This is a genomic window from Rothia sp. 18CD1-1, assembly GCF_055285355.1.
The window spans coordinates 43415-67662 of sequence record NZ_JBUZLI010000008.1; the positions used below are offsets into that span (position 1 = coordinate 43415).

Genomic DNA, 24248 nt, shown 5'->3' on the forward strand with positions numbered 1-24248 from the left:
ACCCATGCATATTTCTGTGATTGGTGCGGCCGGTATGGTAGGCCGTGAGATTGTTGCCGAAGCGAAGAACCGCGGCCATGAGGTAACCGGTTATACCCGTAGCGGTTCCGGGGAAAATAGGGCCCTGGGGTTGGCCGATACCGGCGCCCTGGTAGAGGTGGTCAATTCCAGTGACGTCACCGTGATAGCCGTCGCCAGCCGCGATGACTACTCCGCTGCTCTCAAGGCCCACCGAGACCTGATTGCTGCCGCCCCCACGGGCCGCCTGCTGGTTGTTGGTGGTGCCGGTGCCCTGAAAGCGGGGGAGGGCCTGCTGCTGGAAAGCCCCGGCTTCCCAGAGGAATACCTGCCCGAGGCCAAAACATTTGCGCAGATACTGGACGACTACCGCGGCGCTAAGGACCTGAACTGGACCGTGGTTGCGCCCTCACCCGGTATCGCCCCCGGAGTGCGCACCGGCAAGTACCTGCAGCAGAAAGACACACCGGCCGGGAATTTTGTCTCCACCCAGGACTTTGCGGTAGCAATCCTTGACGAAATCGAACATCCGGCCCACGCCGGGGAACGCTTCACCGTGGCATCGGAAGACGAAGTGACAGCGAAGGGCTAACACCGTATCTGAGAAAATAAAGGTGCCCCTCATCTGAATAGATGAGGGGCACTTGAGTATATGCTGGGGTCACCGATATGTTGAGAGCGGGTGAGGCAATTGTTATCTTCTTCTGAGAACCTGTATGACTCCGCCTGCCGGGCAATACTGGCACTTCCTGGGGCCGAGATCTACCGCTTTAGTGCCCGCAGCGAGGCGGAGGCTGCCCGGGTGGGCGGCAAGTGGTTTGCGGTACTGGCGGCACCGGGCGGAATACAGCACATCAACCTCAAAGCGGACCCCGCCGACGTGGCCGCAATACTGCACACCTACCCGGATTTCACCGCACCGGCCTGGCACATGAACAAGCGACACTGGTACAGCCTCGTACCCGGTCGGGACCTGACCGAAACCCTCCTCAAAGAACTCATCAGCGAATCCTATGCGATCGTTCTAGAAAAAATGCGGGGAGCGAAAGCATAAAAATCAGTCTGAACCTCAATATTTTTGAGGCTCAATGAGATAGATGGAGGATTTTCATGGCATCTCCAGGACCATGCAGCTGTTCTTAATGGACGGTTCACCCCAGGGACGGATCAAATGTTCCCTGGGTAACTGGGTGGGAAAAGTCTACCTTATACCGCGCACCGAGATCAGCCGATCACAGGACCGCCCTGAGTTAAACCAAACCGGTGTCTACCTGTTGTTTGGCACCGACACAGAAACGGGTGACGAACTACTCTACGTCGGGCAGGCTCGTGAGCGTAAAAATGGGAGAGGAGTGCTCGCCCGTGTTGCCGAACATATAGGCGATGAGAGGCTTGACTACTTCACACACGCCATCTTAATCATCGATTCAGATAACTCCTTCGGGCCAACCGAGATTTCCTATCTGGAAAACGCCTTCTACCGGCAAGCCCTGGCCGCTGATCGCGTTCGAGCCGTTAACGGTAACGACCCGTCACCGGGTAACGTCACCGAGGAGAAACAGGCCGCGCTCGATGAGTTCACCACCAATGCGAAGATCCTTATCGGTTCGCTTGGCTATCGAGTCTTCGATGCTGTCGACGATGCTAAAACGATCTCCCGGGAACAGCTTGCGGCACCTTCTGCCGTGGAGCCTCTATTCTTCCTCAACTCTGTTGGTGCATCCGCAAGCGGACGACAAACCACCGATGGCTTTTAAATCGAACGTGAAGAACTGGAAGAGGAAACTCAGACTGTAACTCTTTGATTCCTGTCCCCGTCGGCGGGTCGGCCCTTGACGCTACACGTTAAAATGTGTAGATGAGCATTTCAGAGAATACCCGGGTATCGGATACCGGTGTCGGTGGGGGTAGTGCCACCGATTTTACTCTGCGCACTGTTGATCTGCGCGGTACTGACTATTCCTATGCTGAGCTGCGCGGTCTTGTTCCCCGTCAGACTCCCGAGCTGGTGGAGCGGGCGCAGGCTGTGGTTCAGGATATCCTGACAAACGTGCGAGCAGGTGGGGCGGACTATCTGCGGGAGTTGGCGTGCACCTTCGACGGTGTGAGACAAACCAATCTGTGTGTTCCCCGGTCCGCTATAGATACCGCCGTTGATCGGCTTGATGCGCGGGTGCGGGAGGGCCTGGAGATCGCCATCGAGCGCACCCGGGCCTTTGCCGCCGCCCAGCGCCCGGCAGACCGTACCGTTGAGGTTGCCCCCGGGGCTAGGCTCACCCACCGCTGGACCCCGGTGCGCCGGGCCGGAATCTATGTGCCCGGTGGGCTGGCCGTCTACCCCTCTTCAGTCATTATGAACGTTGTTCCCGCCCAGGCCGCCGGTGTTGACTCCATCGCCCTGTGTACCCCGCCGCAAAAAGAGCACGGGGGTCTGCCTCACCCCACCATCCTGGGGGCTGCCGGGCTTCTGGGTATTACCGAGATCTGGGCTATTGGCGGTGCCGGCGCTCTCGGTGCCATGGCCTACGGGATAGCCGACGGTGATGATCAGCTGAACCCCGTCGACACCGTCACCGGCCCCGGAAACATCTATGTCGCCATGGCCAAACGTGCCCTGCAGGGCCTCGTGGGTGTGGACGGGGAGGCCGGAACCACAGAAATCGCCATTATCGCCGACGATACAGCTAACCCGGACTACCTGGCGGCAGACCTCATCAGCCAGGCCGAACACGACCCCCACGCCGGGTCCGTCCTCATTACCCACAGCCCCGAAACCGCTGCCGCAGCCCAGGCTGCAATCAACGCCCGTGCCGCTACCACCAAACACGCTACCCGCGTAGCCGATGCTCTCACCGGCCCCCAGTCCGGGGTAATCCTGACAGACTCCCTGGAGAGCTCTATCACCGTAGCCGACGCTTACGCCGCCGAACACCTCGAGATCCACACCGAAGATGCGGGAAAAGTGGCCGCCCGAATCCGCAACGCCGGAGCAATTTTTATCGGCCCCCACTCGCCGGTACCCCTGGGGGACTACGCGGCCGGGTCCAACCATGTGCTACCCACCGGCGGATCAGCTGCCTATGCTTCGGGCCTGTGCACCACAGCCTTCATGAAAGCGGTGCAACTCATCGACTACAGTGCGGAAGCCCTGAGCGCTATTGCCGGCCCCATCGTGGCCGTCGCCGATATTGAAGACCTACCCGCCCACGGTGAAGCCATCACCGCGCGCACGCAAGGAAACTAGCCCATGATATGTCCCTATTGCCGCCACCCCGACTCGCGAGTGGTTGACTCCCGCACCACAGACGACGGCGCCGCCATCCGCCGCCGCCGCCAATGCACCGAATGCGGGAAACGCTTCTCCACCGTCGAGACGACCTCCGTGGCCGTCATCAAACGCTCGGGGGTTACCGAGCCCTTTAACCGGCAGAAAATTATCTCCGGTGTTCGCAAGGCATGCCAGGGTAGGCCTGTCACCCAGGACGATCTGGCTAAACTGGCCCAGGAGGTCGAAGAAACTATTCGCGCTCGCGGCCTGGCCGAAATCGATGCCCACGAGGTAGGGCTGACTATTCTCAGCCCGCTCTCCCGCCTAGATTCGGTAGCCTACCTTCGGTTCGCCAGCGTCTATCAGGCCTTTGAAAATCTCGAAGACTTTGAAAACGCCATTGGTGATTTACGAAAACTACGATCAGATGATCGAGAAGAGCGCCGAGTGGAAGACACGGACCCGCAGCACCGGCCCCGGCTGGGCGGGACCGGTGGCAGGAAAGAGGACACCGAGAAAACCGGGACACAAAAACCCGGGGCGGGAAGGGGCGAAGAACCGCAGCAGCCAACCCTCCTATAGGAACAGCTGGGTCCGCTAGCGGTAAAGATAAAATTATCGGTCTTACTCGGCCCCACTCCGCTCGGAGGCCCACAGGGCGGCACCGGCAATCCCGGCATTATTGCGCAGGTCCGCCATCACCATGGGGGTCCGCACATCGGATTCAAAATAGGGCATAAACTTATCAGGGTTCTTTGATATTCCGCCCCCGATCACAAAGAGATCGGGGGAGAAAAGCCGCTCCACGTGGGTAAAATAGCGTCGCAGCCTCTTACCGTATTTCTTCCAGGAAATATCATCAATCTCACGGGCCCGGGCGGAGGCCTTGGTCTCCGCATCGTGGCCGTCAATTTCCAGGTGCCCCAGCTCGGTATTGGGAACCAGGTGCCCATCGATAATCAGGGCAGAACCAATACCGGTACCCAGGGTAATCACGGCAATCAGCCCGTTTCTGCCGCGTCCTTGACCGTAGCGGGCCTCGGCCAGGCCCGCGGCGTCGGCATCGTTGAGGGCGTGCACGGTCCGACCCCCCAGAGCCTCGGACATCAGCGCCTCAATATCGGTACCGACCCAGGACCCATCGACATTAGCTGCCGAAAGCACCGTACCGTTTTTGACAACGGCCGGGAAATCAATACCGATAGCGGAGTTCGGCAGCGGGGCCAGGTCACGGCCCTGCAACTCTTCAACGATCTGCACAATCACCGCGGCACACGCCTGAGGTGTAGCCGGCTGCGGGGTGGGAATCCGGTAGCGGTCTGAGACCAGGCTACCGGTGCGCACATCCACAATCCCGCCCTTCATACCGGTACCACCAATATCGATACCGATAGCAAGGTCCTGCGGGCTCGCCGGGGCCAGCTTTGGGGAGGGTGCTGCTGATTCAGTGATGGTTTCCATAGCTATACCTCTAGATGGTGGGAAGGGTCAGAATTTCCGCACCGGTTTCGGTCACCACCAGGGTGTGCTCAAACTGGGCGGTACGTTTACGGTCGCGGGTCACGACGGTCCAGCCGTCATCCCACATATCCCATTCGATACTGCCCAGCGTGAGCATGGGCTCGATGGTAAAAATCATGCCCGCCTCCATGAGCGTCGAATAGGCGGGAGCGGTATCGTAGTGGGGAATAATCAGCCCCGAGTGGAATTCGCGGCCCACCCCGTGGCCGGTAAAATCGCGCACCACACCGTAGCCAAAGCGTGCAGCATACCGCTCGATCACCCGGCCAATCACGTTGATTTCCCGGCCGGGTTTCACCGCCTTAATAGCCCGGCGCAGAGACTCCTCGGTGCGCTCAACCAGCTGGCGGGACTCCTGATCAACATCGCCCACCAACAGGGTCGCATTGGTGTCGCCGTGCATACCCCGCTTGTAGGCGGTGACATCCAGATTAAGAATATCGCCGTCCTCGAGCACTGTGCTGTCGGGGATGCCGTGGCAGATCACCTCGTTAAGAGAGGTGCACACGGACTTGCTGAAGCCCCGGTATTCGAGGGTGGAGGGGTAGGCGCCATGGTCGCAGATATACTCGTGCACGAGCACGTCAATGTCGTTGGTGGTGGTTCCCGGCACCGCAATTTTCGCTGCCTCAGCAATGGCGTTGGCGGCAATTTCACCGGCTTCGCGTACCCGCTCGATCTCTTCGGCGGTGTACATGTTGGAGTCGTTCCCCTCGTTGGCCTCTAACCGGCCCACGTATTCGGGGCGGTCGATACCTGCCGGTACCTTGCGCAGGGGGGAAACAAAACCGGGGGTGAGACTACCCTCCGGCGCTCTGCCGTCTTGGGCAGGCAAATTATGGGAGATATTGCTATGGGCCATGCCTTCCATGGTAGTAGCAAAGAAAAAATCTCGCCCGCCCGCCCCGGTGTCAGCTCGTGAATCTTTTGCCGGTGAGGGCAACCGGATACCACCGCGATGTGGTATCCGCGGCCGAGTTAGATAAAAATATGAGCGGCGCTCACCCGCTCGGGCTAGGCTGTAGTATGAGTGATGGACTAGGAAAATTGTAGAGAGGAATTCCTCGTGAGTATCAAAGAATACACCCCCGGGCCCCATGACCCCCAGTTCTGGTACAACCTCAAAACCGGTCAGGTAGAGGAAGGCGCCCAAGACATCTCTACCCACCTGTGGGGCCCCTTCAAAACACGTGAAGAGGCTGCCTCAGCCATGGAAACCGCCCGCAAGCGCAACGAAGAATACGACGCCAACCGCGACAGCTGGTTCTAGTGTGGTTCTGAACGTTTAGCTGTCAGAATCCAGGCTCCCTACCCGCGGGTACCGTAGGGGCTAGGAATCAAAGCCGTGCTCCGGTGTCGGGTATGCGCCCGAGAGCACATCGGCCCGGTAGGCCGCCGCCGCGTCCCGCAGCACCGTGTGCACGTCCGCATACTGTTTGACAAACCGTGCCATCTTACCCCGGTGCATCCCAAAGGCATCCTGCCAGACCAGTACCTGTCCGGTGGTTCCGGCACCGGCCCCGATCCCCACAGTGGGGATCTTCACCGCCGCGTCAACAGCTGTGGCCACCCGGGACACCGTCATTTCTAACAGCAGGCTAAAAGCTCCCGCCCGCTCAAGCGCCAGCGCATCATCCATCACTTTCTGAGCGTTCTCGCCGCGGCCCTGCACCCTAAATCCGCCCAGGGTATGCTCCGACTGCGGAGTGAAACCAATGTGTGCCATCACCGGAATACCCGCCTCCACCACGGCGCGAACATGCTCAGCCCGGTGGGCAGACACCTCCATTTTCACCGCGTGCGCGGCCCCCTCCTTCATAAAACGGGTAGCGGTTGCAACAGCCTGCTCGGGGGAGCGTTGATAAGACCCGAAGGGCAGATCGGCAAGGACCAGGGCCCGGCTGCTAGCTGCAGAAACCGCAGCAACCAGCGGGAGAAGCTGGTCAACGGTTACCGCAAGCGTGGACTTCTGGCCGTAGACGGTGTGAGCGGCAGAATCACCCACCAGCAACACCTCGATGCCGGCAGAATCAAAGATGCCGGCGGTGAGATAGTCGTAACAGGTAAGCATGGAGAATTTTTCTCCCCTCACCTTAGCTTCTGCCAGATGCAGAGTGCGCACCTTTTTGACACCGTCAAGAAAACTCGCTGTCGATACCCCTTGACCCTCTGCCCGCACACCGTTCCGGGCAGACACGGGGTAGGGCGAGGTCTCTTCTGCTGACAATAACCGTGAAGACTCCGTCTGCGAATCCATAGAAGACACTTTACCCTGCGCTTCTCCGGGCCGTGAACAGTCGATCCGGCACAAAATTTTACAGGGGCGTTACAGAAAGCTAACTCTCAGAAACACCGAGAAACGAGACCGCAACGGCTCCAACCTTATAGAGTATGAGGAGAGAAAAACCTTGGCAATTTTGCGTGAAGATATCTTGTGCACGACCAAAGGAGCACCATGGACCGCCAGCAAGAATTTGTACTGCGCACGATCGAAGAACGCGACGTGCAGTTTGTGCGTATGTGGTTTACCGACGTGGTAGGTACCCTCAAATCGGTGGCCCTGGCCCCGGCCGAAATCGAATCCGCTTTTGCCGAAGGGGTGGGGTTCGACGGCTCAGCTATCGAGGGACTCTCCCGCATCTACGAGTCAGACATGCTGCTGCAACCGGACCCCTCCACCTTTCAGATTCTGCCCTGGCGCGGTGAAGAAGAACCAACCAGCCGCATGTTCTGTGACATCCTCACCCCCGACGGCCAACCCAGCGCCGCCGATACCCGCGGCGTGCTCAAACGAACCCTGGAAAAAGCTGCCAGCATGGGGTTCACCTGCTACACCTCACCAGAAATCGAGTTTTACCTGCTGGAATCCAAAGAACTGGGCAAACAGGGTAAACCTGTCCCCGTCGATTCCGAGTCCTACTTTGACCACACCCCCGGCGGTATTGTGCAAGATTTTCGCCGCCGCGCGGTGAGTATGCTCGAAGAAGTGGGTATCTCGGTGGAGTTCTCCCACCACGAGGCCGGACCGGGCCAAAATGAGATAGACCTGCGTCACGCCGACGCACTGCAAACCGCCGATAACGTGATGAGCTTCCGTACCGTCATCAAAGAGGTGGCCCTGGCCCAGGGAATCTATGCAACCTTTATGCCCAAGCCCTTCACCGAGTACCCCGGCTCGGGTATGCACACCCACTTCTCCCTCTTTGAGGGAGACACCAACGCCTTCTTTGAGGCCGGAGCAGAATTTCAGCTCTCGCGCACCGCCCGCCACTTTATCGCCGGAGTACTCAAACACGCCCCGGAATTCACCAGCGTAACCAACCAGTTTGTCAACTCCTACAAAAGGCTCTGGGGCGGCGGTGAGGCCCCCTCCTATGTCTCCTGGGGACACAACAACCGCTCGGCGCTGGTGAGAGTTCCGCTCTATAAACCCACCAAAATGCAGTCGGCCCGCATCGAATACCGGGGGCTAGATTCGGCAACCAACCCCTACCTTGCCTACGCTGTGGTGCTGGGGGCCGGCCTGCGCGGTATAGAGAACGAATACCAGCTGGGTCCGGCGGTGACCGAAGACCTTCAGGCTATGAGCTCCTCGGAGCGCCGCGCCATGGGTTACCGCTCGCTGCCGTCATCGCTCTACGACGCTATTCGCACCACCGAAGAATCAGAGTTTATGGCGCAGGTGCTGGGGGAGCAGGTCTTTGAGCAGTTCTTGCGAAATAAACGCAATGACTGGGACGCCTACCGGGCTGAGGTCACCCCCTACGAACTCAAGAACAGCTTGGGTGTGCTCTAACGGAGCAGGGGGAAGACCGGATGGAAGGCCACGGGAGCGCGGAAACGGTAGGCGCGACAGAGAAAGCGGACCGGGATATGCTTAAACTTCTTGCGCAGATGGTGAGTATCGGCTTCTACGACGCCAAAAAGAGTGCCCGATGGCTAGAGGCCCGCGAGCTGGATGCAATCGACCGTCGGGCACTTTTTTCCGGGCTGCGCTACTCGGCGTCACCCGATACGGCACTACCGGCTATCGTGCGGCTGCTCGAAAAACGCCCGGACCTCGCACCAAAGATTAACCGGGGGGATCGCTACTTGCCCCTCTACCGGCTTCTGGGTGCTTCCGAGGCGCTGGGTGATTTTCTCATCCGCCACCCCGAGCACGTCGATGTTTTTGACCTTGACTTTTCTGTGCCTCTCAGCGACACGTGCCCGCCCTCGCTCCTGCCGGATATCGACAGCGAACATCTCACCCCGTTTGCCCCGCTCGACACCGCCTACCGCTGCCATATCCTCAGTGCCCTGGGGGCAGACCCAGATACGGTGGACCCGGTGGCAAACGTCACCGGTAAAGAAGCATACGCGACCCTACGCACCGTCTACCGTCGCCTACAAACAGAGCTGGCCATCCGAGACCTCCTGGCAGAATCCCCCCACGAGTTCATTCCTACCGTGGGCCAAAGGCTCGCCGATCTCGCCGCCGCAGCCTTGGAGGGAGCACTGGCTATCTCGCGGGCAGAACTATCGCTGAGCCGGCCGGCAGAACAGGTGGCACAGGTTGAGCTATCGGTTATCGGCATGGGCAAATGCGGGGCCCGGGAGCTCAACTATATCTCCGATGTTGACCTGGTCTACGTTATAGACCGTCAACCCAGTGAGACCGGGCAGACTCTGAGCGAGAACACCGCATCCGGTATCGGTGTCGAACTGGTTCAGGGGTTGGTCCGCGCAATCACGGCACCGGCCCCGGAACCCGCGCTCTGGGAGGTCGATGCCAACCTGCGGCCCGAAGGCAAAGACGGTGCACTGGTACGCACTATAGACTCATACGTCACCTATTACACACGCTGGGCAGAGAACTGGGAATTTCAGGCCCTGCTCAAAGCCCGCCCCGTGGCCGGCACACCCCGGCTGGGAGAGCGGTGGATGCGCGCAGTCAACAGCTTTGTCTGGGAATCATCGGGGCGAGAAGGATTTGTGGAGTCGGTGCAGGCTATGCGCGCGCGGGTAACCGACCATATCCCGGCCACAGAGGTAGACCGCCAAATCAAACTGGGGCCGGGCGGGCTGCGCGATATCGAATTTACAGTACAGCTGCTTCAGCTGGTACACGGACGCACCGACGAAACGGTACGCACTCAATCCACCACCGACTCGCTGGAAGCTCTCACCCGTGCCAGCTATATTGGCCGGGCAGACGCGGCACAGTTTCACAGCGATTACACCTATCTGCGGCTGCTCGAACACCGTATCCAGCTGTACCGTATGCGCCGCACCCACCTCATGCCCGACAAAGAGTCAGAGCGCAGAATACTCGCCCGCTCGGTTACGGACACGGGGCGGGTTGGCACACTCACTCACGACGAACTCATGAAAGCCTGGAATAAGCTCAAACGCAATGTTCGTTCCCTGCACGAACGGCTCTTCTTCAGGCCCCTCCTCGCCGCGGTATCACATCTGTCCAAAGACCAGCTGGCCCTCTCCGAAGAGGCAGCAAAAGACAGGTTAGCGGCCCTGGGGTACAAGGACTCCCGCGCCGCCATGCGCCATATCGAGGCACTGACCCGTGGTATCCACCGTGCAGCAGAAATCCAGCGCACCATCATGCCCGTGCTACTGGGCTGGCTGGCCCGCGGAGTTGACCCTGACGCCGGTCTGCTGGGTTTCCGCAGAATCTCTGAAGCTCTGGGGGCCACGTCCTGGTACCTGCGGATGCTACGTGACTCGCCGGCAGCAGCCGAACGGCTCTGCCAGATCCTCTCGTCTTCCCGCTTTATCACCGACCTCCTCGAATACGCCCCCGAATCAATATCCTGGCTCGACCGCGATACCGAGCTCAAACCCCGCACCTTTGATGAGCTCACCACACTGATCCGCAACCAGCTGACCCGCCACCCCGCAAGCGAAGAGGCCATTCGCAATATACGCATGATCAGGCGGCGCGAAATACTGCGCATCGCCATGGGAGAAGCCGCCGGACTTTTAGGGACTGCGGAGGTGTACCGGGGGCTCTCCGCAGTGGACCACACCACCATCGCGTCCGCCCTGGACATCGCCCGGCGGGAACACTATACAGGCGAAACCGAACCGCTCGTCGACATTGCCGTGATCGCTATGGGCCGGCAGGGCAGCGCTGAAATAGGCTACGGTTCCGACGCCGACCTCATCTATGTTCACCGGGCCCGTCACGGTGTCGACGAACAGCAGGCAGCGGCAGAGGCAACCCAGCTCGTTCAGCGGACGGTCCAGCTCCTCAAACAGCCCTGCACCCCGGCCATACGCGCCGAAAAAGTCCTTGAAATCGACGCCGACCTGCGACCGGAAGGCAGATCCGGGCCCCTGGTGCGCTCGCTGGATTCCTACCGGGAGTACTATCGGCGGTGGGCCGATACCTGGGAGTTTCAGGCCCTCCTGAGGGCGCGGCCTATCGCTGGGTCTGATGAACTTGCCGCTGACTTTGTGAACATGCTGGATGGTTACCGTTACCCGGTAGATTTTGGGCAGGAACAGGTGGTGGAGATCCGGCGGATGAAAGCGCGGGTGGAAAACGAGCGGATGCCCCGCGGCGCCGACCGCAATAGGCAGCTTAAGCTGGGTCGCGGGGGACTCACCGACGTTGAGTGGGTGATTCAGCTGATTCAGCTCTGCCACGCTCACCGGGTACCCGCTCTGAAAGTGACGGGAACCGTGCAGGCTCTGGACGCTGCCGCCGATACCGGGCTCATTGCCGCCGATGACGCCCGGGTTCTGCGCACCGCCTGGGAGTTGGCCACCAAAATTCGCGGCTGCAATGTGCTGCGCACCGGCCGCGCCTCCGACGTGCTCACCCAGAACCGGGCTGACCTTGAGGCGATCGCCCGCTGGTGCGGCTACGCGCCGGGGTCTGCCCGTGACCTGGAAGAGGACTATCTGCGTATAACCCGGCAGGCCCGCTCGGTCTACGAGAGACTCTTCTTTGACACCGACCTGCTGGCGCTCACACCGGCGGCAGAGCACCCGGGACAGAAGAAGGGGAGATAGATCAGCTAGTGTTTCTCGGCCCTTGAAATCTGTTCGGCCAGGTCCTCGGGGGAGAGGTCGGCGTTGGAGAAGGCTGCGGTGAGCGGCAGATGCAGCCGCAAACCGGTACCGGGGCAAATCTCCACGTGCGCTGACCGCAGTTTAAAATCAATCACGTGTCCACCGCGGGTTTCGTCGGTGTCAATAAAGTGTGCGTGGCAGCCGGGCACCCCGATACCCTGCTCATAGATAGGGGTGCGGAAACCCACGATTGTGCCGCGAAGATGATCAAACTGAACAGTGTCTTCGTTCTCGGTGGCATCGACCATCTTGGGGTAGGGCTTAGCCTGTTTCTTCACGGTTCGGGTTCGGATCCACTCAAAGTCGCCCACAATCTTGATGGCGTACATGTAGTTTTTGGAGACCGTGAAATGATCGAGGATCTGGGAGGTGGATGAGCGCAGAATATTGTTGGGAAGATCCCGTTTAATGGCCGGAACAAAATTAGTGATCACCGCAAAAGGTGTCTTCTGGTCCAGGGAGATCGGGGTGACAGACCCGTTGTGGCGCATCTGAAAACCGCGGCCATCGAGCACAATCAGCTCACCGTCAAGACCGTCAAAGGTGCCCAACCCAAAATTGCCGTGGCCGAGCAACTCACCCATGGTCATCTCACCGTCGTAGACACCGTCGAGGAGCTGGGACATGAGTCCGGTTTGAAAAACCTCATGGGGGTAGATGGTGGTCTCACCGCCAAGAATACTGTGAGATTCCGACTCTCTGGACACAAGAAAACTCCTTCTACCCGGCAGCGCGGGTGTATTGGGCACTATACTAGCCCGACAGGCTAGACCCCGTAGTACATCTCAAACTCGAGCGGGTGGGGGACTAGCAGCAGGGGTTGCAGCTCGTTGACCCGCTTGTAGTCGATCCAGGCCCGAATAAGGTCCTCGGTGAAAACATCGCCCTGAAGGAGGAAATCGTGGTCGGCCTCCAGGGCAGCCAGGGCCTCTTCCAGGTTGGCGGGAGACTTTTTAATATCGGCAGCCTCCTCGGCGGGTAGCTCGTAGAGATCCTTATCAATGGGGGCCGGCGGCTCAATACGGTTGCGGATACCGTCAAGGCCCGCCATCAGTTGCGCCGCAAAAGCGAAATAGGGGTTAGCGGAGGGGTCCGGGGCACGGAACTCCAGCCGCTTAGCCTTGGGGTTGGTGCCGGTAATCGGGATACGGATACCCGCAGACCGGTTCCCCTGCGAATACACCATGTTGATCGGTGCCTCAAAACCGGGGACAAGCCGCTTATAGGAGTTGACGGTGGGGTTGGTAAAAGCCAGCACCGCCGATGAGTGCTCGATCAGTCCGCCAATATACCATCGGGCGGTATCGGAGAGGTTGGCGTAGCCGCGCTCATCGTAGAAGAGGGGCTCACCGTCCCTCCAGAGGGACTGGTGGCAGTGCATACCCGAACCGTTATCACCGTAGATGGGCTTGGGCATGAAGGTCACCGATTTACCGTAGGTATCGGCGGTATTTTTGATAACGTATTTGAACTTGAGCAGGTCATCGGCGGCCTGGGTGAGGGTGGAAAACTTATAGTTGATCTCCGCCTGCCCCGGTGCACCCACCTCGTGGTGGGAGCGTTCCACCTCCAGGCCAACCTTATCCAGTGCCACACACATGGCATCACGTAAATCTGCTTGCTTATCCACGGGGGAGACCGGGAAGTAACCGCCCTTGGTGGGTGTCTTGTTTCCCAGGTTGCCGCCTTCTTCTGTGCGACCCGAGTTCCAGGGAGCCTCATCGGAGTCAACAGCGTAGAAGGTTGATTCGGGACTCACCCTATAGCGCACATCTTCAAACACAAAGAACTCTGCTTCGGACGCAAAATTGGCGGTATCGGCAATACCTGTCGACCGAAGATACTCTTCGGCACGTTCGGCAACACCGCGGGGATCGCGATGGTAGGGGTCGCCGGTGCGAGGATTGACAATGGAGCAGACGATGATCAGGGTTTTTTCGTCCCGAAAAGGGTCAACATAGGCTGAGGCAATATCGGGGATCAGCTGCATATCTGACTCGGCAATACCCTGGAAGCCGCGAATCGAGGAGCCGTCAAACAGCTGGCCGTTCACGAAGAAATCGTCGTCGATTGTTTTGGCGGGTAGATTAAAGTGCTGCTGTACACCGGGCATATCGGTGAACCGGATATCAACAAACACGATCTCTTCATCTTTGATGAAGTCGAGTACTTCCTGGGCTGAGGTGAACATGGACGGGTGCCTCTCTGCGTCAAGTTTTCTACGACCGGACACGGCCCCGGGCCGCACCGATAGTTTCAAGCTTATGGGCTGCTCTTTGCTACCAGGTGTCACAGATGTTTCATGTCTGTAACGGGGTTCAGAGATTAACATCATAGTGGGGGAGGGTGCTTTGCTCTGTGAGCTGTTGCAACCGGTAATCTTGAAGCGTGATTAATCGAGATGACGCCGGATCCTGGCTCAGCGCCCCACCCACCGACCAAGAATATCCGGGCCAGCACATGGGTAGGCCGCCCCGGGGCCCGGGGGCCATTGCCCGGTTAGGACGGCGATTCGTCGCTTTCGCCCTGGACTGGTACCTCTGCTGGGGGCTCATGGCTCTCATCGGGATGGCAGGTACAGCTATCGTCGACCAGGCGGCCCTCTTAGCGCTGGTCTGGGTCTACCAGGTTCTCTGTATAGCCCTTACAGGCCACACTGTTGGGCAGCTGATCTTCGGTATGCAGGTGCAGACACTCAGCGGCCGGCCGGCGGGCTGGCGGCGGGCCCTCATCCGCTCAACCCTCACCATGCTTGTGATACCCGTGGTTGTGACAGATGCGGACCAGCGCGGTATCCACGACCGCGCCGCCGGCACCCTCATCGTGACAATCCGCTAGGCTAGCGGCCGCGCATGGCCTTACGGTCGGGGCGCATCCGGTAGGGATCGACACCCTTGGGGATACCCACCATATTGTTTCCCAGGGTGGTCAGCCGGTTGTTCACCTGGTGAACCTCCGCCTGGGTGAGCGTCTTGGGCAGCTTTTTCATGGTCTTGGTAATCTGTTTGAGAGGTGTCTGCCCCTCACCGTTACCGGCCTTCACCACGTGTACCGGAACACCGGGTACCACACGGTGCAGGCGCTTCTTCTCCTGAGCTACCAGAGCCCCCACCTGGTGGTGGCTGCCCTCGGTCACCAAAACAACACCGGGTCTGCCCAGAGCTCGAAAGACCAGGGCCTGACTACGGGGATGCATTTGAACCGGCTGCTGCTCCACAATCCAGCCGCGACGCAGAGAACCAAGAGCCGCACCCGCCGCCCCGGTTTGCCCCTCAATCTGGGCGAAAGCCGCCCGCTCTGCACGGCGGGAAAGAACCAGAACCGCAACCAGCACGGCAAAAGGAAAACCAATAATGGTCCAGGTGATCCAGTTATTCAGCAGAAGGCCGAGCAGCATGAAAACCAGCAGGGTGGCCAGAGCCGCGAGAAGCATAATCCACACAATATTGGGATCAGACTTTTTGGTCATCTGAAAGACCTGCTTCATCTGGGCAAAAGTACCCGGACCCCTAGCCTTTTTCTTCTTCTCTTTCTCCGCGCGCCTTTCTTGACGAGTTGAAGCCACGATGAATCCTTTACAAAACGACGGTGAAATACATGAACTTCTCGGCAAACAAAAACCGGTAACCAAAAAGCTGCAACAACCAATTCTATACGACCGGGCTACCGCAGGGGGAGCGGTAGCCCTACGATCTAGTAGCCGGCAGCAACCAGCGACGAAGCTTCCTGAAGGGCCGCACCGTCATCATCGATATGCGATAGCTCGGGGGGGATGGGATAGCCGTTATGCTTCATCGCCCGCGCCCACAGGCGCCCGGCCCGATAGGAGGATCGCACCATGGGCCCGGCCATGACACCGGCAAAACCGATCTCCTCAGCCATCTGCGAGTAAGCGAGGAACTCCTGGGGCTTGACCCAGCGATCGATAGGGTGAAAGAGGGGGCCCGGACGCAGGTACTGGGTGAGCGTGATGGTATCGCAGCCGTAGTCGTGAAGGTCGCACAGCGCCTCGTAGATTTCGTCGTCGGTCTCACCCATACCCAGGATGAGGTTGGACTTGGTAACCAGATTTGCCTCTTTACCCTGCTGGATCACCTCAAGAGAGCGTTCGTAACGGAAAGCCGGGCGAATTTTTCGAAAAATGCGTGGAACCGTTTCAAGGTTGTGGGCAAAGACCTCGGGCCGGGCCTCGATCACCTGCTCAACATCCTGCTGTTTACCCTTGAAATCGGGGATAAGAATTTCTACACCGGTACCGGGAGAAACTTTGTGAATCTGCCGAATGGTTTCGGCATAAAGCCAGGCTCCGCCGTCGTCGAGGTCGTCGCGGGCAACACCCGTTACGGTAGTGTAGCGCAGGCCCATCTTTTTGACGTTGAGGGCAACTTTAACGGGCTCGGTTTTATCGAGTATCTGAGGCTTTCCGGTGGCGATCTGGCAGAAATCGCAGCGGCGGGTGCACTCGTCGCCACCGATGAGGTAGGTGGCTTCACGGTCTTCCCAGCACTCATAGATATTGGGGCAACCGGCTTCTTCACACACGGTGTGCAGACCCGAGCCGGTTGAGAGGTCAATCATCTCCCGATAGTTGGGGCCGACCTTTGCTTTGGTCTTGATCCAGTGAGGTTTCTTTTCAATGGGCACTTCAGCGTTGCGGGCCTCAACGCGAAGTAGTTTGCGACCCTCAGCAGCGACGGTCATATTGTGTGCTCCTTATGAGTTTTGTTCGGGGGTGCATCCCGAGTCAGAATCTTATCCTAAAGCTGTGTGCGGTATTAGGGTTCCGAATCTTTCTAACATTATCGGTCGAGATTTTATTTCCCGGCTGTCACCGGTGTGAATTCTTTGGCGAGTTCTCCAGCATGGGCGAGTAGCTGCTTTTCCACGAGCTCAACAATATCGGCCGGATGCACCGTGTGCCCCAGCTCCTCGCTAATCGAGGTGACACCCGCATCGCTGATCCCGCAGGGAATAAAATCGTTAAAGGGGTCAAGCGTGTTACTACAGTTGATAGCGAAACCGTGCATGGTGGTGTTTCGTGCCACTCTAATTCCGATCTGGGCGATCTTTCGGTCTGGCTGTCCCTCGGTCAGAATCCACACACCGCTACGCCCCTCAACCCGCTGGCCGGTCAACCCCAGCTCGGCGAGCACGGCAATCATAATATCTTCGCAGACGCGCACGTAGCGCACAACATCGACAGGCTCGGGCAGCCGCACGATCGGGTAGCCAACTAGCTGCCCGGGGCCGTGCCAGGTGAGCTTACCGCCCCGGTCTATCGTGACCACGGGAACAGCACCGTTCACCGGGTATTCGTGGTCTTCGGTGCGTTTACCGGCCGTAATAACGGGTGTGTGTTCAAGGAGGAGGACCGTATTTTGCTGGGCCTCGTCGGCCACCCGTGCGTGAATAGCCTGCTGTTTTTTCAGCGCCTCACGATAGTCAACGTAGTCGGGGGCAAAGCCGACTCTCTCAATATTCACGGTCATGCTCCTAGCCTAGTCTTCCCGCGGGCACAAAGAAAAATAGGGTGGCCCGTCTTCTCTGCGGGTGAAGGCCGACCGTAGCCAAACAGAGCTGGCGGATATGCAGAAGACAGGTGTCGCGGTCTTTTTAAGACCGCGACACCTGTCTTCTGCCTTCTGGGTGCTGTGCGGTTCTATGCGCCCATGAGCAGGGTTGCAATGGCGATATTGATAAGACCAAATCCTCCAACGGTGTGCGCAAACGCAACATTTCGGCCTTCTTCCGGGTGACCGGAGACCAGGGCAGCCCGATATTTTTTCTGTCCAAAGTAGGCGGCAACCATGACTATCAGGCCCAGCACAATTTTAATACCGGCCTCCATGTGAAAAGCGGTGTTGGAGGTTCCACCCATCTGCGATATTTTGATGAAGTAGAGCGCAAACCCGGTGATCACCTGCAGCAGTGCGGCGTAAAACTGGCTGGGCACGGTAATACCCTTTTTGAAGTTGGCAATCCAGACACCAACCACAATCACGGCTCCGAGCACGTGCAAGAAGGTGAGAATGTTCGTTGCGATAATCATGTAATCAGTCTACGGAAAACATCGACAGTTTGCAGACACTATGCCAGTAAAAATATGTGTCTGTGCCCACCGTCCAGTAAAGAGGCGGGGCAGCGGCTAACACAACCGCTGCCCCGCCCTTTCTCGTCGAGAAACCCGGACCGTTTAGAGGCCGACCTCTGCGTCAAAAGCCGCACCCTCGAGTCGGGTTTGCAAGAAGTGCAGGAAACGACCCGCATCGGCACCGTCAATCACGCGGTGATCGTAGGTGAGAGAGAGGTAGGCCATGCTGCGGATGGCAATGACATCGTTGCCCTCGGCATCCTGAATAACCGCCGGCCGCTTAACGGTGGCACCGATACCCAGAATTGCCGTGTTGGGCTGATTGATAATCGGGGTGAAGAACACGCCACCGGTCTGACCAATACTGGAAATGGTAAAGGTTGAACCGGAGAGCTCCTCGGGCCCAATCTGCCCCTTGCGGGTGCGCCCCGCAACATCGGCAATCTTCTTTGCCAGCCCGGCAATATTGAGATCGCCGGCACCGTGAACAACGGGAACCAGAAGACCCTTGGGAGTATCCACCGCGATACCAATGTTCTCGGAGTCGTGGTAGGTGATTTCTTTGAGGTCCTCGGACATGGAGGCGTTGAACTGCGGGAACTGCTGAAGCGCCTCGGTAACCGCCTTGGTGTAGAAGGGCAGGTAGGTGAGTTTAGCGCCCTCCCGTGCCTGGAAGCTATCCTTGGCGCGGGTACGCAGAGCGACCAGGCGGGTAATATCAATTTCGGCAACCTGGGTTAGCTGGGCGGCGGTCTGTAGGGACTCCACCATACGCTTAGCGATGGTTTGGCGGATACGCGGAGCCTTCTCGGTGGTGCCCCTCTTAGAAGAAACCTCAACCTCGGGGGCCCGGTTTTCAGCCTGTGCCTGTGCCGCGGGAGCAGCGGGTGCTACCGGGGAAGCGGGTGTTTCCGCGGCGGCCTTCTTCGCCTCAACCGCTGCCTGCACGTCCTGTTTACGAATACGGCCGCCGACACCGGTGCCTTTGACGGTCGAAAGGTCAATGCCTTCCTGCTTGGCGAGTTTACGCACCAGCGGGGTCACATAAACTTCACCACCGGAAGCCGCTTCTGCTGGCTTGCTCTCGGAAGCAGCTGCAGTTTCTTGCTTCTGTTCTGCCGAGACTGCAGGCTCCTGCGCGGGACGCTCTGCTTCTTTTTCGTCCGATGGCGCCGGGGCGCTAGCGGCAGCAGCGGAGCTGTCCCCGACAAGAGCGAGAACCTGGCCGACCTCGGCCTCCTCATCTTCGTTCACCCGAATCTCGAGCAGGGTACCGGCCACGGGTGAAGGAACCTCGGTATCCACCTTGTCGGTGGACACCTCCAGCAGGGGCTGGTCCACCTCAACGGTCTCGCCCACCTCAACCAGCCAACGGGTCACAGTGCCCTCGGTAACCGACTCGCCCAGGGCGGGCAGGGTTACCTCTAGGCTCTCACCCGAGGCGGCCTTGCCAGCGCCGGAGGCCGGGGCGGTGTTCTGCTGCTCCTCTGGGGCGGGAGCTGCGTCAGTTTTTTGAGCGGAGTTGTCGCTAACAGAAGCGGGCGCCGCGTTCGAGACGCCGGAGCCGTCGCCAATAATGAGCAGGGCACCGCCCACCTCAACGTCCTCATCTTCCTCAACAAGAATTTTTTCAACGGTACCGGCCACGGGCGAGGGAACCTCGGTATCCACCTTGTCGGTGGACACTTCCAGCAGGGGGTCGTCCACGGCGACAGTATCGCCGACCTCAACCAGCCAGCGGGTTACGGTACCTTCGGTTACGGATTCACCCAGAGCGGGTAGTTCTACGGTGGTAGACATGATCTTCCAGTATCTCCTCGATGCTAGGATTCTAAACTTTGTGGGGTGGGTAAAAACTAGCCGTGCAGGGGGGCACCGGCGAGAGCCATTGCCGCCTCACCCAGAGACTCGTTCTGTGTGGGGTGGGCGTGGATAAACCGTGCAACGTCTTCGGGGAAGGCCTCCCACACAACCCACATTTGCGCCTCACCGATCTGTTCTCCCATGCGCTTGCCTACCATGTGCACACCCAGGATGGGGCCGTCTTTCTCACGGACTACCTTGACCAAACCGCCGGTACCAAGGATAGATGACTTACCGTTACCGGCCAGGTTATAGGTGGTGGTCTCAACGTTTTCTTTGCCGAACTTCTCGATTGCTTTCGGTTCGTTGTACCCGATGGAGGCAATTTCGGGGTTGCAGAAGGTGACCTTGGGAATGTTGATATCCTCAACGACCACCGGTGACAGGCCGGCAATTTCTTCCGCTACGAAGCGCCCCTGCTGGTAGCCGCGGTGGGCAAGCTGTACACCCGGTACGATGTCGCCGATAGCGTAGATGTTACCCACACCGGTGTGGAGCCGTTCGTTGGTCAGCACAAAACCGCGGTCCATGGGAATACCCTGCTCTTCATAGCCAAAACCGGCGGTGTTGGGGCCGCGGCCCACGGCAACCAGCACCAGGTCCGCCTCAAAAACCTTGCCGTCAGAGAGGGTGACTTTAGCGCCGTTGGAATCCTGCTCAACCTTCTCAAAGAAAGTGCCCAGATTGTACTTAATGCCGCGTTTTTTGAACTCGCGTTCAACCACCTTGATGATCTCGGGGTCCTCGTTGGGAACCAGGTGGGGCAGACCCTCAATAATGGTCACCTCAACACCCATAGAGTTCCACAGTGAGGCAAACTCTGAGCCAATCACGCCTCCACCGAGCACGATAGCGCTCTTGGGCAGGTAGTCCATCTCCAGGGCCTCGGTGGAGGTAATCACGCGGTCGCGGATCTCCAAGCCAAAGGTTTTTGATACGGAACCGGTGGCCAAGATAATGTGCTTGCCCCTGTAATCGGTGCCGCCCACGGTAACAGTATCGGGGCCGGTGAGCTTACCTTCACCCTCAATGATGGTCACTTTTCTCATCTTCAGTAGACCGGTGAGGCCCTTGAATTTTCCGGTGACAATATTGTTTTTATAGTCCCGAACCTTACCCATATCAACGGACTCGAAGTTCACGTTCACACCGTATTTTTCGGATTCTTTTGCCTCTTCGGCAATCTCGGCCGCATGAAGGTAAGCTTTGGTGGGAATACAACCGGTGTGCAGGCAGGTGCCGCCGAGCTTCCCCTTCTCAATGAGACCGACAGTAAAGCCAAGCTGTACTGCGCGAAGAGCGGCAGAGTAGCCGGCGCTACCGCCGCCAAGGATCAGAATGTCAAAGTCTTGAGCTGTTGCCAAGGTTAGACGCTCCCTTGCGTAGGTTTGGATGAAGTCCCTATAAATTGCGGGTTGTGTTTCTAAGCTTATCGTGTCTGCAACCCTAAGCCCCCATCACGGCGCTTTGAAACAGAGCACACAAGCCCTAGTCCCTATCAACGGTACCGCAACCGCCCCGGCCTCACACAGCTTCGCGGCACTATACGCTGTAGGTTTCACCCATAACACAATTTATGTGAGGTATCGGATAGCGTATTGGCCGAAAATTTCGGTGTGTACAGGCGGGCGCAAAAATATTTGCCGGTAGCCGCTGGCAAGTGGCTACCTAGTCGCCGGCATATGACTCCAGGAAGGTGAGAAGGGTGGCCACCGACATACCGGTGCCCTCCTTGGGGGTAAACCCGTAAGCGGAGCCTTCGTTAAAGGAGGGCCCCGCTATATCGAGGTGGGCCCAGGGGATTCGTTGTCCCTCTACCTCACCCACAAACTCCTGTAAGAACAGTCCGGCCGTGAGCATACCTCCCCAGGAGTTCGCTCCAATATTTTTGAGGTCTGCTACCGGCGATGCCAGATCGGCCCGCAGGTAATGCGGCAGCGGCATGGGCCAGAAATCCTCGCCGGCCGCCAGAGCAGCCTCGACGAGGCGGTCTCTCACCGGCTCGTCCCCCATCACCGCAGCATAACGGGTCCCCAACGCCACCATCTGAGCTCCGGTCAGGGTCGCAACATCGAGTATCAGATCGGGGGCAGACTCCGACGCGTAGGCGAGTCCGTCGGCCATAACCAGCCGCCCTTCGGCATCGGTGTTGAGTACCTCGACGGTTTGCCCGTCGCGTGTGGTGATCACGTCTTCGGGGCGCAGCGCTGAACCGCCGGGCATATTTTCGGCGAGGCAGAGGTAGGCTGTAACAGAAACAGGTAGCTCCAGCTCGGCTGCGGCGACCAGGGCGTTGAGTACGGTGGCGGCGCCGGCCATATCAGATTTCATGGTCATCATTGATGCTGCGGGTTTGAGTGAGTTGCCTCCGGAGTCAAAGGTGATGCCTTTACCCACGAGGGCTATGTGGGCTCGGGACTGCTCGGGGGAGTATTTCACCACGGCCAGCCTGGGCGGTCGGGTCGAGCCTTGGCCCACTCCTGCGATACCGCCAAAGCCCCCGTCACGTAGCTGTTGCTGGTCAAGGATCGTCACCTCAACGCTGGGCAGGTGTTCGGTGCGTTTGCTGGCATGGTGAGCAAAGGTTTGGGGGTAGAGATGGTTGGGTGGGGTATTGACCAGGCGGCGGGTGGAGGCCACCGCTTCCCCCAGTACCAGCGCCCGGCTCAGGGGCCCGGTTGCTTGCTCGGGGCTGATCTCGGTAACAAATGTGAGGTTTTTGACCGCGGATTTTACGGAGTCAGCCGATATGTTCTTAAAACGGGAGTCGGTGAAAGATCCTAGAGCAGCTCCCTCGGCAATTGCGGTTAAAGACTCCGGCGAATTAGCTTCCAGGGAAATAGCTACTTCTGTAAGGCCGGCAAGCTGGCGGACCGCCGAGCCTGCGGCGTAGCGCAGGGCCCTAAGATGCCCAGATTCAGTGCCGGGTTGATCGCCCAGACCGATGAGAGCGATGGTTTTTGCACCTGTACTCTCGATGCCGGGGAGGCGGTGCAGTTGGTCGATAGCTCCGCTAACCCCCACCGGTTCAAGGAGGGCCTCGATGCTCCGAATGGATTCTTGGGGGAGATGGGCGGGGGCAAGTTGCGGGCCCGATGGCGTGGAATAAACCCCCAGTACCAGGACTTCAACATCGAGGGCACCATCATCGGGGGAGGCTACTGAAAAGGTAAGGTCTGCTGAGTCTGACACGGATTCTCCTTTGATTCACGGTTGCTATCGGAGCTTCTTTGCCGATACCCGCTCTGCACGAGTGGGGCGACACCATAAGAGTAGCTCAGCAGTGTGCTCTACCGCTGTATGGGCTAGCCCACCGCGAACACCTGCCGGAAAATACGGGGTATATGTGCTTGGGCCTGACCCGGTGTGGTAGGAGACCTAAAAATTTTTTGTCACCTGTAATAGAGTGGTCAGCAATAGTAAAAAGAAGTATATAAAGGGGAGTAGAACAGTGCTTGAACCTGAAAGTCTTTACCTGGCCCAGGCGGGTGCCCTGAATAATGAAAGGTTGCGCGGCCTCCCCCTGGTTATTTCTCTCACCCACCCGCACGATGCCGGGGCGACCGCGACCCATCTTGCCGAGACCCTGGTGAAAGAACTCAAGAACGTTCCCATTGTTGAGTTTGACTCCGATCAGCTTCACGACTACCGAAGCCGTAAACCCCGTATCCGCTATATCAGGGATCACTACGAGAGTCCGGTGCTGCCCGAGCTGAAACTCTATGCTGTGGAAGATCGGCTGGGTAAGCCTTTTCTTCTATTGGCCGGTACCGAGCCTGATTTGCAGTGGCAGCGTTTTGTGCGCGCGGTAGTGGGGATAGCGGAGAAACTTGAGGTCTCCCTGGGCTTGATCGCTTCTGGCTACCCTATGCCGGTGCCGCACACCAGACCTTTACCGGTTACCGCTCACGGTAGCCGTAAGGATCTCACCAGGGGTATTTCGGGGATAAAGCCGGTGGGGGAAGTGCAGGCTTCGGTGTCAAGTTTGCTTGAGGTGGAGCTGACCCGGAGCGGGATCGGCACGGCGGGTTTTGCCATTAATGTTCCGCAGTACCTTGCCGAGGGCGGGCTGCCGCAGGCTTCGTTACTGGCGATGGAGCATATTTCTATGGCTGCAAAACTTTCTCTACCCACGGATCAGCTCATTGATGATTCTGATACCGCGCAGGCTCAGCTGAGGGAGCATCTTAGCTCAAATCCCGAGATTGCCGCTATGATTTCTCGGCTGGAGGAGAACTACGATCTGGCCATGCTGGATATCGGTGCGCAAACGCTCTCGCTGGCTGAACGCGAGGAGGGGAAGATCCCGGACCGAGATGAGCTGGGGGCAACCATTGAGGCTTACTTGGCGCGTATAGATGATGAGCAGCAGGAGGACTAACCCCCGGTACATATGAAATTTCCCATACA

The 24248-nt window shown here is 58.7% G+C and carries 22 protein-coding genes; 10 read left to right on the forward strand and 12 right to left on the reverse strand.

Annotated features, from left to right (window positions below; all coding sequences use genetic code 11):
* Positions 1-4: 4 nt before the first annotated feature.
* The 5 genes from ACS1BR_RS07235 to nrdR all read left to right on the forward strand — a co-directional run bounded on the left by ACS1BR_RS07235 (position 5) and on the right by nrdR (position 3868).
* The gene (locus ACS1BR_RS07235) at positions 5-610 is read left to right on the forward strand and encodes an NAD(P)-dependent oxidoreductase (protein ID WP_463561293.1); all 606 of its coding nucleotides are present in this window, start codon (positions 5-7) and stop codon (positions 608-610) included.
* A 99-nt stretch (positions 611-709) separates the two neighbouring features.
* Positions 710-1072: an MmcQ/YjbR family DNA-binding protein gene (locus ACS1BR_RS07240; RefSeq protein ID WP_463561294.1), complete on the forward strand. Its 363-nt coding sequence runs from the start codon at positions 710-712 to the stop codon at positions 1070-1072.
* Positions 1073-1160: 88 nt separating this feature from the next.
* Positions 1161-1775, forward strand: coding sequence for a GIY-YIG nuclease family protein (locus ACS1BR_RS07245; RefSeq protein WP_463561295.1), 615 nt, complete (start codon positions 1161-1163; stop codon positions 1773-1775).
* Positions 1776-1876: 101 nt separating this feature from the next.
* Complete coding sequence (gene hisD / locus ACS1BR_RS07250; RefSeq protein WP_463561296.1) at positions 1877-3262, forward strand: histidinol dehydrogenase; 1386 nt, start codon at positions 1877-1879, stop codon at positions 3260-3262.
* A 3-nt stretch (positions 3263-3265) separates the two neighbouring features.
* The gene (gene nrdR, locus ACS1BR_RS07255) at positions 3266-3868 is read left to right on the forward strand and encodes a transcriptional regulator NrdR (protein WP_463561297.1); all 603 of its coding nucleotides are present in this window, start codon (positions 3266-3268) and stop codon (positions 3866-3868) included.
* Positions 3869-3910: 42 nt separating this feature from the next.
* Here nrdR and ppgK read toward each other — a convergent pair whose 3' ends face one another.
* Positions 3911-4747 carry a polyphosphate--glucose phosphotransferase gene (gene ppgK / locus ACS1BR_RS07260; RefSeq protein WP_463561298.1) on the reverse strand — a complete coding sequence of 279 codons (837 nt, stop codon included), beginning with the start codon at positions 4745-4747 and terminating at the stop codon, positions 3911-3913.
* Positions 4748-4757: 10 nt separating this feature from the next.
* Positions 4758-5669 carry a type I methionyl aminopeptidase gene (map, locus tag ACS1BR_RS07265; RefSeq protein ID WP_463561299.1) on the reverse strand — a complete coding sequence of 304 codons (912 nt, stop codon included), beginning with the start codon at positions 5667-5669 and terminating at the stop codon, positions 4758-4760.
* A gap of 204 nt (positions 5670-5873) precedes the next feature.
* Here map and ACS1BR_RS07270 point away from each other — a divergent pair, with 204 nt between their 5' ends.
* A complete protein-coding gene (locus ACS1BR_RS07270) occupies positions 5874-6077 on the forward strand; it encodes an SPOR domain-containing protein (protein WP_463561300.1) in 204 nt (67 codons plus the stop codon).
* A gap of 60 nt (positions 6078-6137) precedes the next feature.
* On the opposite strand, the gene panB is transcribed toward ACS1BR_RS07270, so the two are convergent.
* The gene (gene panB, locus ACS1BR_RS07275) at positions 6138-7064 is read right to left on the reverse strand and encodes a 3-methyl-2-oxobutanoate hydroxymethyltransferase (protein WP_463561301.1); all 927 of its coding nucleotides are present in this window, start codon (positions 7062-7064) and stop codon (positions 6138-6140) included.
* 198 nt (positions 7065-7262) lie between these two features.
* On the opposite strand from panB, the gene glnA (ACS1BR_RS07280) reads away from it, so the two are divergent.
* Positions 7263-8603 (forward strand): type I glutamate--ammonia ligase, encoded by a 1341-nt coding sequence (glnA, locus tag ACS1BR_RS07280; protein ID WP_463561302.1) that lies wholly within the window; start codon positions 7263-7265, stop codon positions 8601-8603.
* Between the two features lie 77 nt (positions 8604-8680).
* Positions 8681-11824 (forward strand): bifunctional [glutamine synthetase] adenylyltransferase/[glutamine synthetase]-adenylyl-L-tyrosine phosphorylase, encoded by a 3144-nt coding sequence (locus tag ACS1BR_RS07285; protein ID WP_463561303.1) that lies wholly within the window; start codon positions 8681-8683, stop codon positions 11822-11824.
* A 5-nt stretch (positions 11825-11829) separates the two neighbouring features.
* Here ACS1BR_RS07285 and budA read toward each other — a convergent pair whose 3' ends face one another.
* A complete protein-coding gene (gene budA, locus ACS1BR_RS07290) occupies positions 11830-12591 on the reverse strand; it encodes an acetolactate decarboxylase (protein ID WP_463561304.1) in 762 nt (253 codons plus the stop codon).
* Between the two features lie 59 nt (positions 12592-12650).
* Positions 12651-14075, reverse strand: coding sequence for a type I glutamate--ammonia ligase (glnA, locus tag ACS1BR_RS07295; RefSeq protein WP_463561658.1), 1425 nt, complete (start codon positions 14073-14075; stop codon positions 12651-12653).
* 197 nt (positions 14076-14272) lie between these two features.
* Between glnA (ACS1BR_RS07295) and ACS1BR_RS07300 the strand changes: the two genes are divergently transcribed.
* Entirely contained in the window at positions 14273-14722 is a 450-nt protein-coding gene (locus tag ACS1BR_RS07300) for an RDD family protein (RefSeq protein WP_463561305.1), read from the forward strand.
* Between the two features lies 1 nt (position 14723).
* Here ACS1BR_RS07300 and ACS1BR_RS07305 read toward each other — a convergent pair whose 3' ends face one another.
* The 7 genes from ACS1BR_RS07305 to ACS1BR_RS07335 form a co-directional block, all read right to left on the reverse strand.
* Complete coding sequence (locus ACS1BR_RS07305; RefSeq protein ID WP_463561306.1) at positions 14724-15449, reverse strand: DUF4191 domain-containing protein; 726 nt, start codon at positions 15447-15449, stop codon at positions 14724-14726.
* Between the two features lie 128 nt (positions 15450-15577).
* Positions 15578-16585, reverse strand: coding sequence for a lipoyl synthase (lipA, locus tag ACS1BR_RS07310; protein ID WP_463561307.1), 1008 nt, complete (start codon positions 16583-16585; stop codon positions 15578-15580).
* Between the two features lie 113 nt (positions 16586-16698).
* On the reverse strand, positions 16699-17373 hold the full coding sequence (gene lipB, locus ACS1BR_RS07315; RefSeq protein WP_463561308.1) for a lipoyl(octanoyl) transferase LipB: 675 nt from the start codon (positions 17371-17373) through the stop codon (positions 16699-16701).
* 170 nt (positions 17374-17543) lie between these two features.
* The gene (locus ACS1BR_RS07320; protein ID WP_463561309.1) at positions 17544-17933 is read right to left on the reverse strand and encodes a hypothetical protein; all 390 of its coding nucleotides are present in this window, start codon (positions 17931-17933) and stop codon (positions 17544-17546) included.
* A 144-nt stretch (positions 17934-18077) separates the two neighbouring features.
* The gene (sucB, locus tag ACS1BR_RS07325; RefSeq protein ID WP_463561310.1) at positions 18078-19775 is read right to left on the reverse strand and encodes a 2-oxoglutarate dehydrogenase, E2 component, dihydrolipoamide succinyltransferase; all 1698 of its coding nucleotides are present in this window, start codon (positions 19773-19775) and stop codon (positions 18078-18080) included.
* Between the two features lie 56 nt (positions 19776-19831).
* Positions 19832-21202: a dihydrolipoyl dehydrogenase gene (gene lpdA, locus ACS1BR_RS07330; protein WP_463561311.1), complete on the reverse strand. Its 1371-nt coding sequence runs from the start codon at positions 21200-21202 to the stop codon at positions 19832-19834.
* A 304-nt stretch (positions 21203-21506) separates the two neighbouring features.
* Positions 21507-23030 carry a leucyl aminopeptidase gene (locus tag ACS1BR_RS07335; RefSeq protein WP_463561312.1) on the reverse strand — a complete coding sequence of 508 codons (1524 nt, stop codon included), beginning with the start codon at positions 23028-23030 and terminating at the stop codon, positions 21507-21509.
* A 259-nt stretch (positions 23031-23289) separates the two neighbouring features.
* On the opposite strand from ACS1BR_RS07335, the gene ACS1BR_RS07340 reads away from it, so the two are divergent.
* Positions 23290-24219, forward strand: a complete 930-nt coding sequence (locus ACS1BR_RS07340; RefSeq protein WP_463561313.1) for a proteasome assembly chaperone family protein — start codon at positions 23290-23292, stop codon at positions 24217-24219.
* Positions 24220-24248: the final 29 nt, after the last annotated feature.

What these genes read in the sequence shown, in the direction of transcription:
- ACS1BR_RS07235 (WP_463561293.1), top strand. Translation starts at nt 5, where the DNA reads ATGCATATTTCTGTGATTGGTGCGGCCGGTATGGTAGGCCGTGAGATT.
- ACS1BR_RS07245 (WP_463561295.1), top strand. Translation starts at nt 1,161, where the DNA reads ATGGACGGTTCACCCCAGGGACGGATCAAATGTTCCCTGGGTAACTGG.
- hisD (WP_463561296.1), top strand. Translation starts at nt 1,877, where the DNA reads ATGAGCATTTCAGAGAATACCCGGGTATCGGATACCGGTGTCGGTGGG.
- nrdR (WP_463561297.1), top strand. Translation starts at nt 3,266, where the DNA reads ATGATATGTCCCTATTGCCGCCACCCCGACTCGCGAGTGGTTGACTCC.
- ppgK (WP_463561298.1), bottom strand. Translation starts at nt 4,747, where the DNA reads ATGGAAACCATCACTGAATCAGCAGCACCCTCCCCAAAGCTGGCCCCG.
- map (WP_463561299.1), bottom strand. Translation starts at nt 5,669, where the DNA reads ATGGCCCATAGCAATATCTCCCATAATTTGCCTGCCCAAGACGGCAGA.
- panB (WP_463561301.1), bottom strand. Translation starts at nt 7,064, where the DNA reads ATGGATTCGCAGACGGAGTCTTCACGGTTATTGTCAGCAGAAGAGACC.
- glnA (WP_463561302.1), top strand. Translation starts at nt 7,263, where the DNA reads ATGGACCGCCAGCAAGAATTTGTACTGCGCACGATCGAAGAACGCGAC.
- ACS1BR_RS07285 (WP_463561303.1), top strand. Translation starts at nt 8,681, where the DNA reads ATGCTTAAACTTCTTGCGCAGATGGTGAGTATCGGCTTCTACGACGCC.
- glnA (WP_463561658.1), bottom strand. Translation starts at nt 14,075, where the DNA reads ATGTTCACCTCAGCCCAGGAAGTACTCGACTTCATCAAAGATGAAGAG.
- lipA (WP_463561307.1), bottom strand. Translation starts at nt 16,585, where the DNA reads ATGACCGTCGCTGCTGAGGGTCGCAAACTACTTCGCGTTGAGGCCCGC.
- lipB (WP_463561308.1), bottom strand. Translation starts at nt 17,373, where the DNA reads ATGACCGTGAATATTGAGAGAGTCGGCTTTGCCCCCGACTACGTTGAC.
- ACS1BR_RS07320 (WP_463561309.1), bottom strand. Translation starts at nt 17,933, where the DNA reads ATGATTATCGCAACGAACATTCTCACCTTCTTGCACGTGCTCGGAGCC.
- sucB (WP_463561310.1), bottom strand. Translation starts at nt 19,775, where the DNA reads ATGTCTACCACCGTAGAACTACCCGCTCTGGGTGAATCCGTAACCGAA.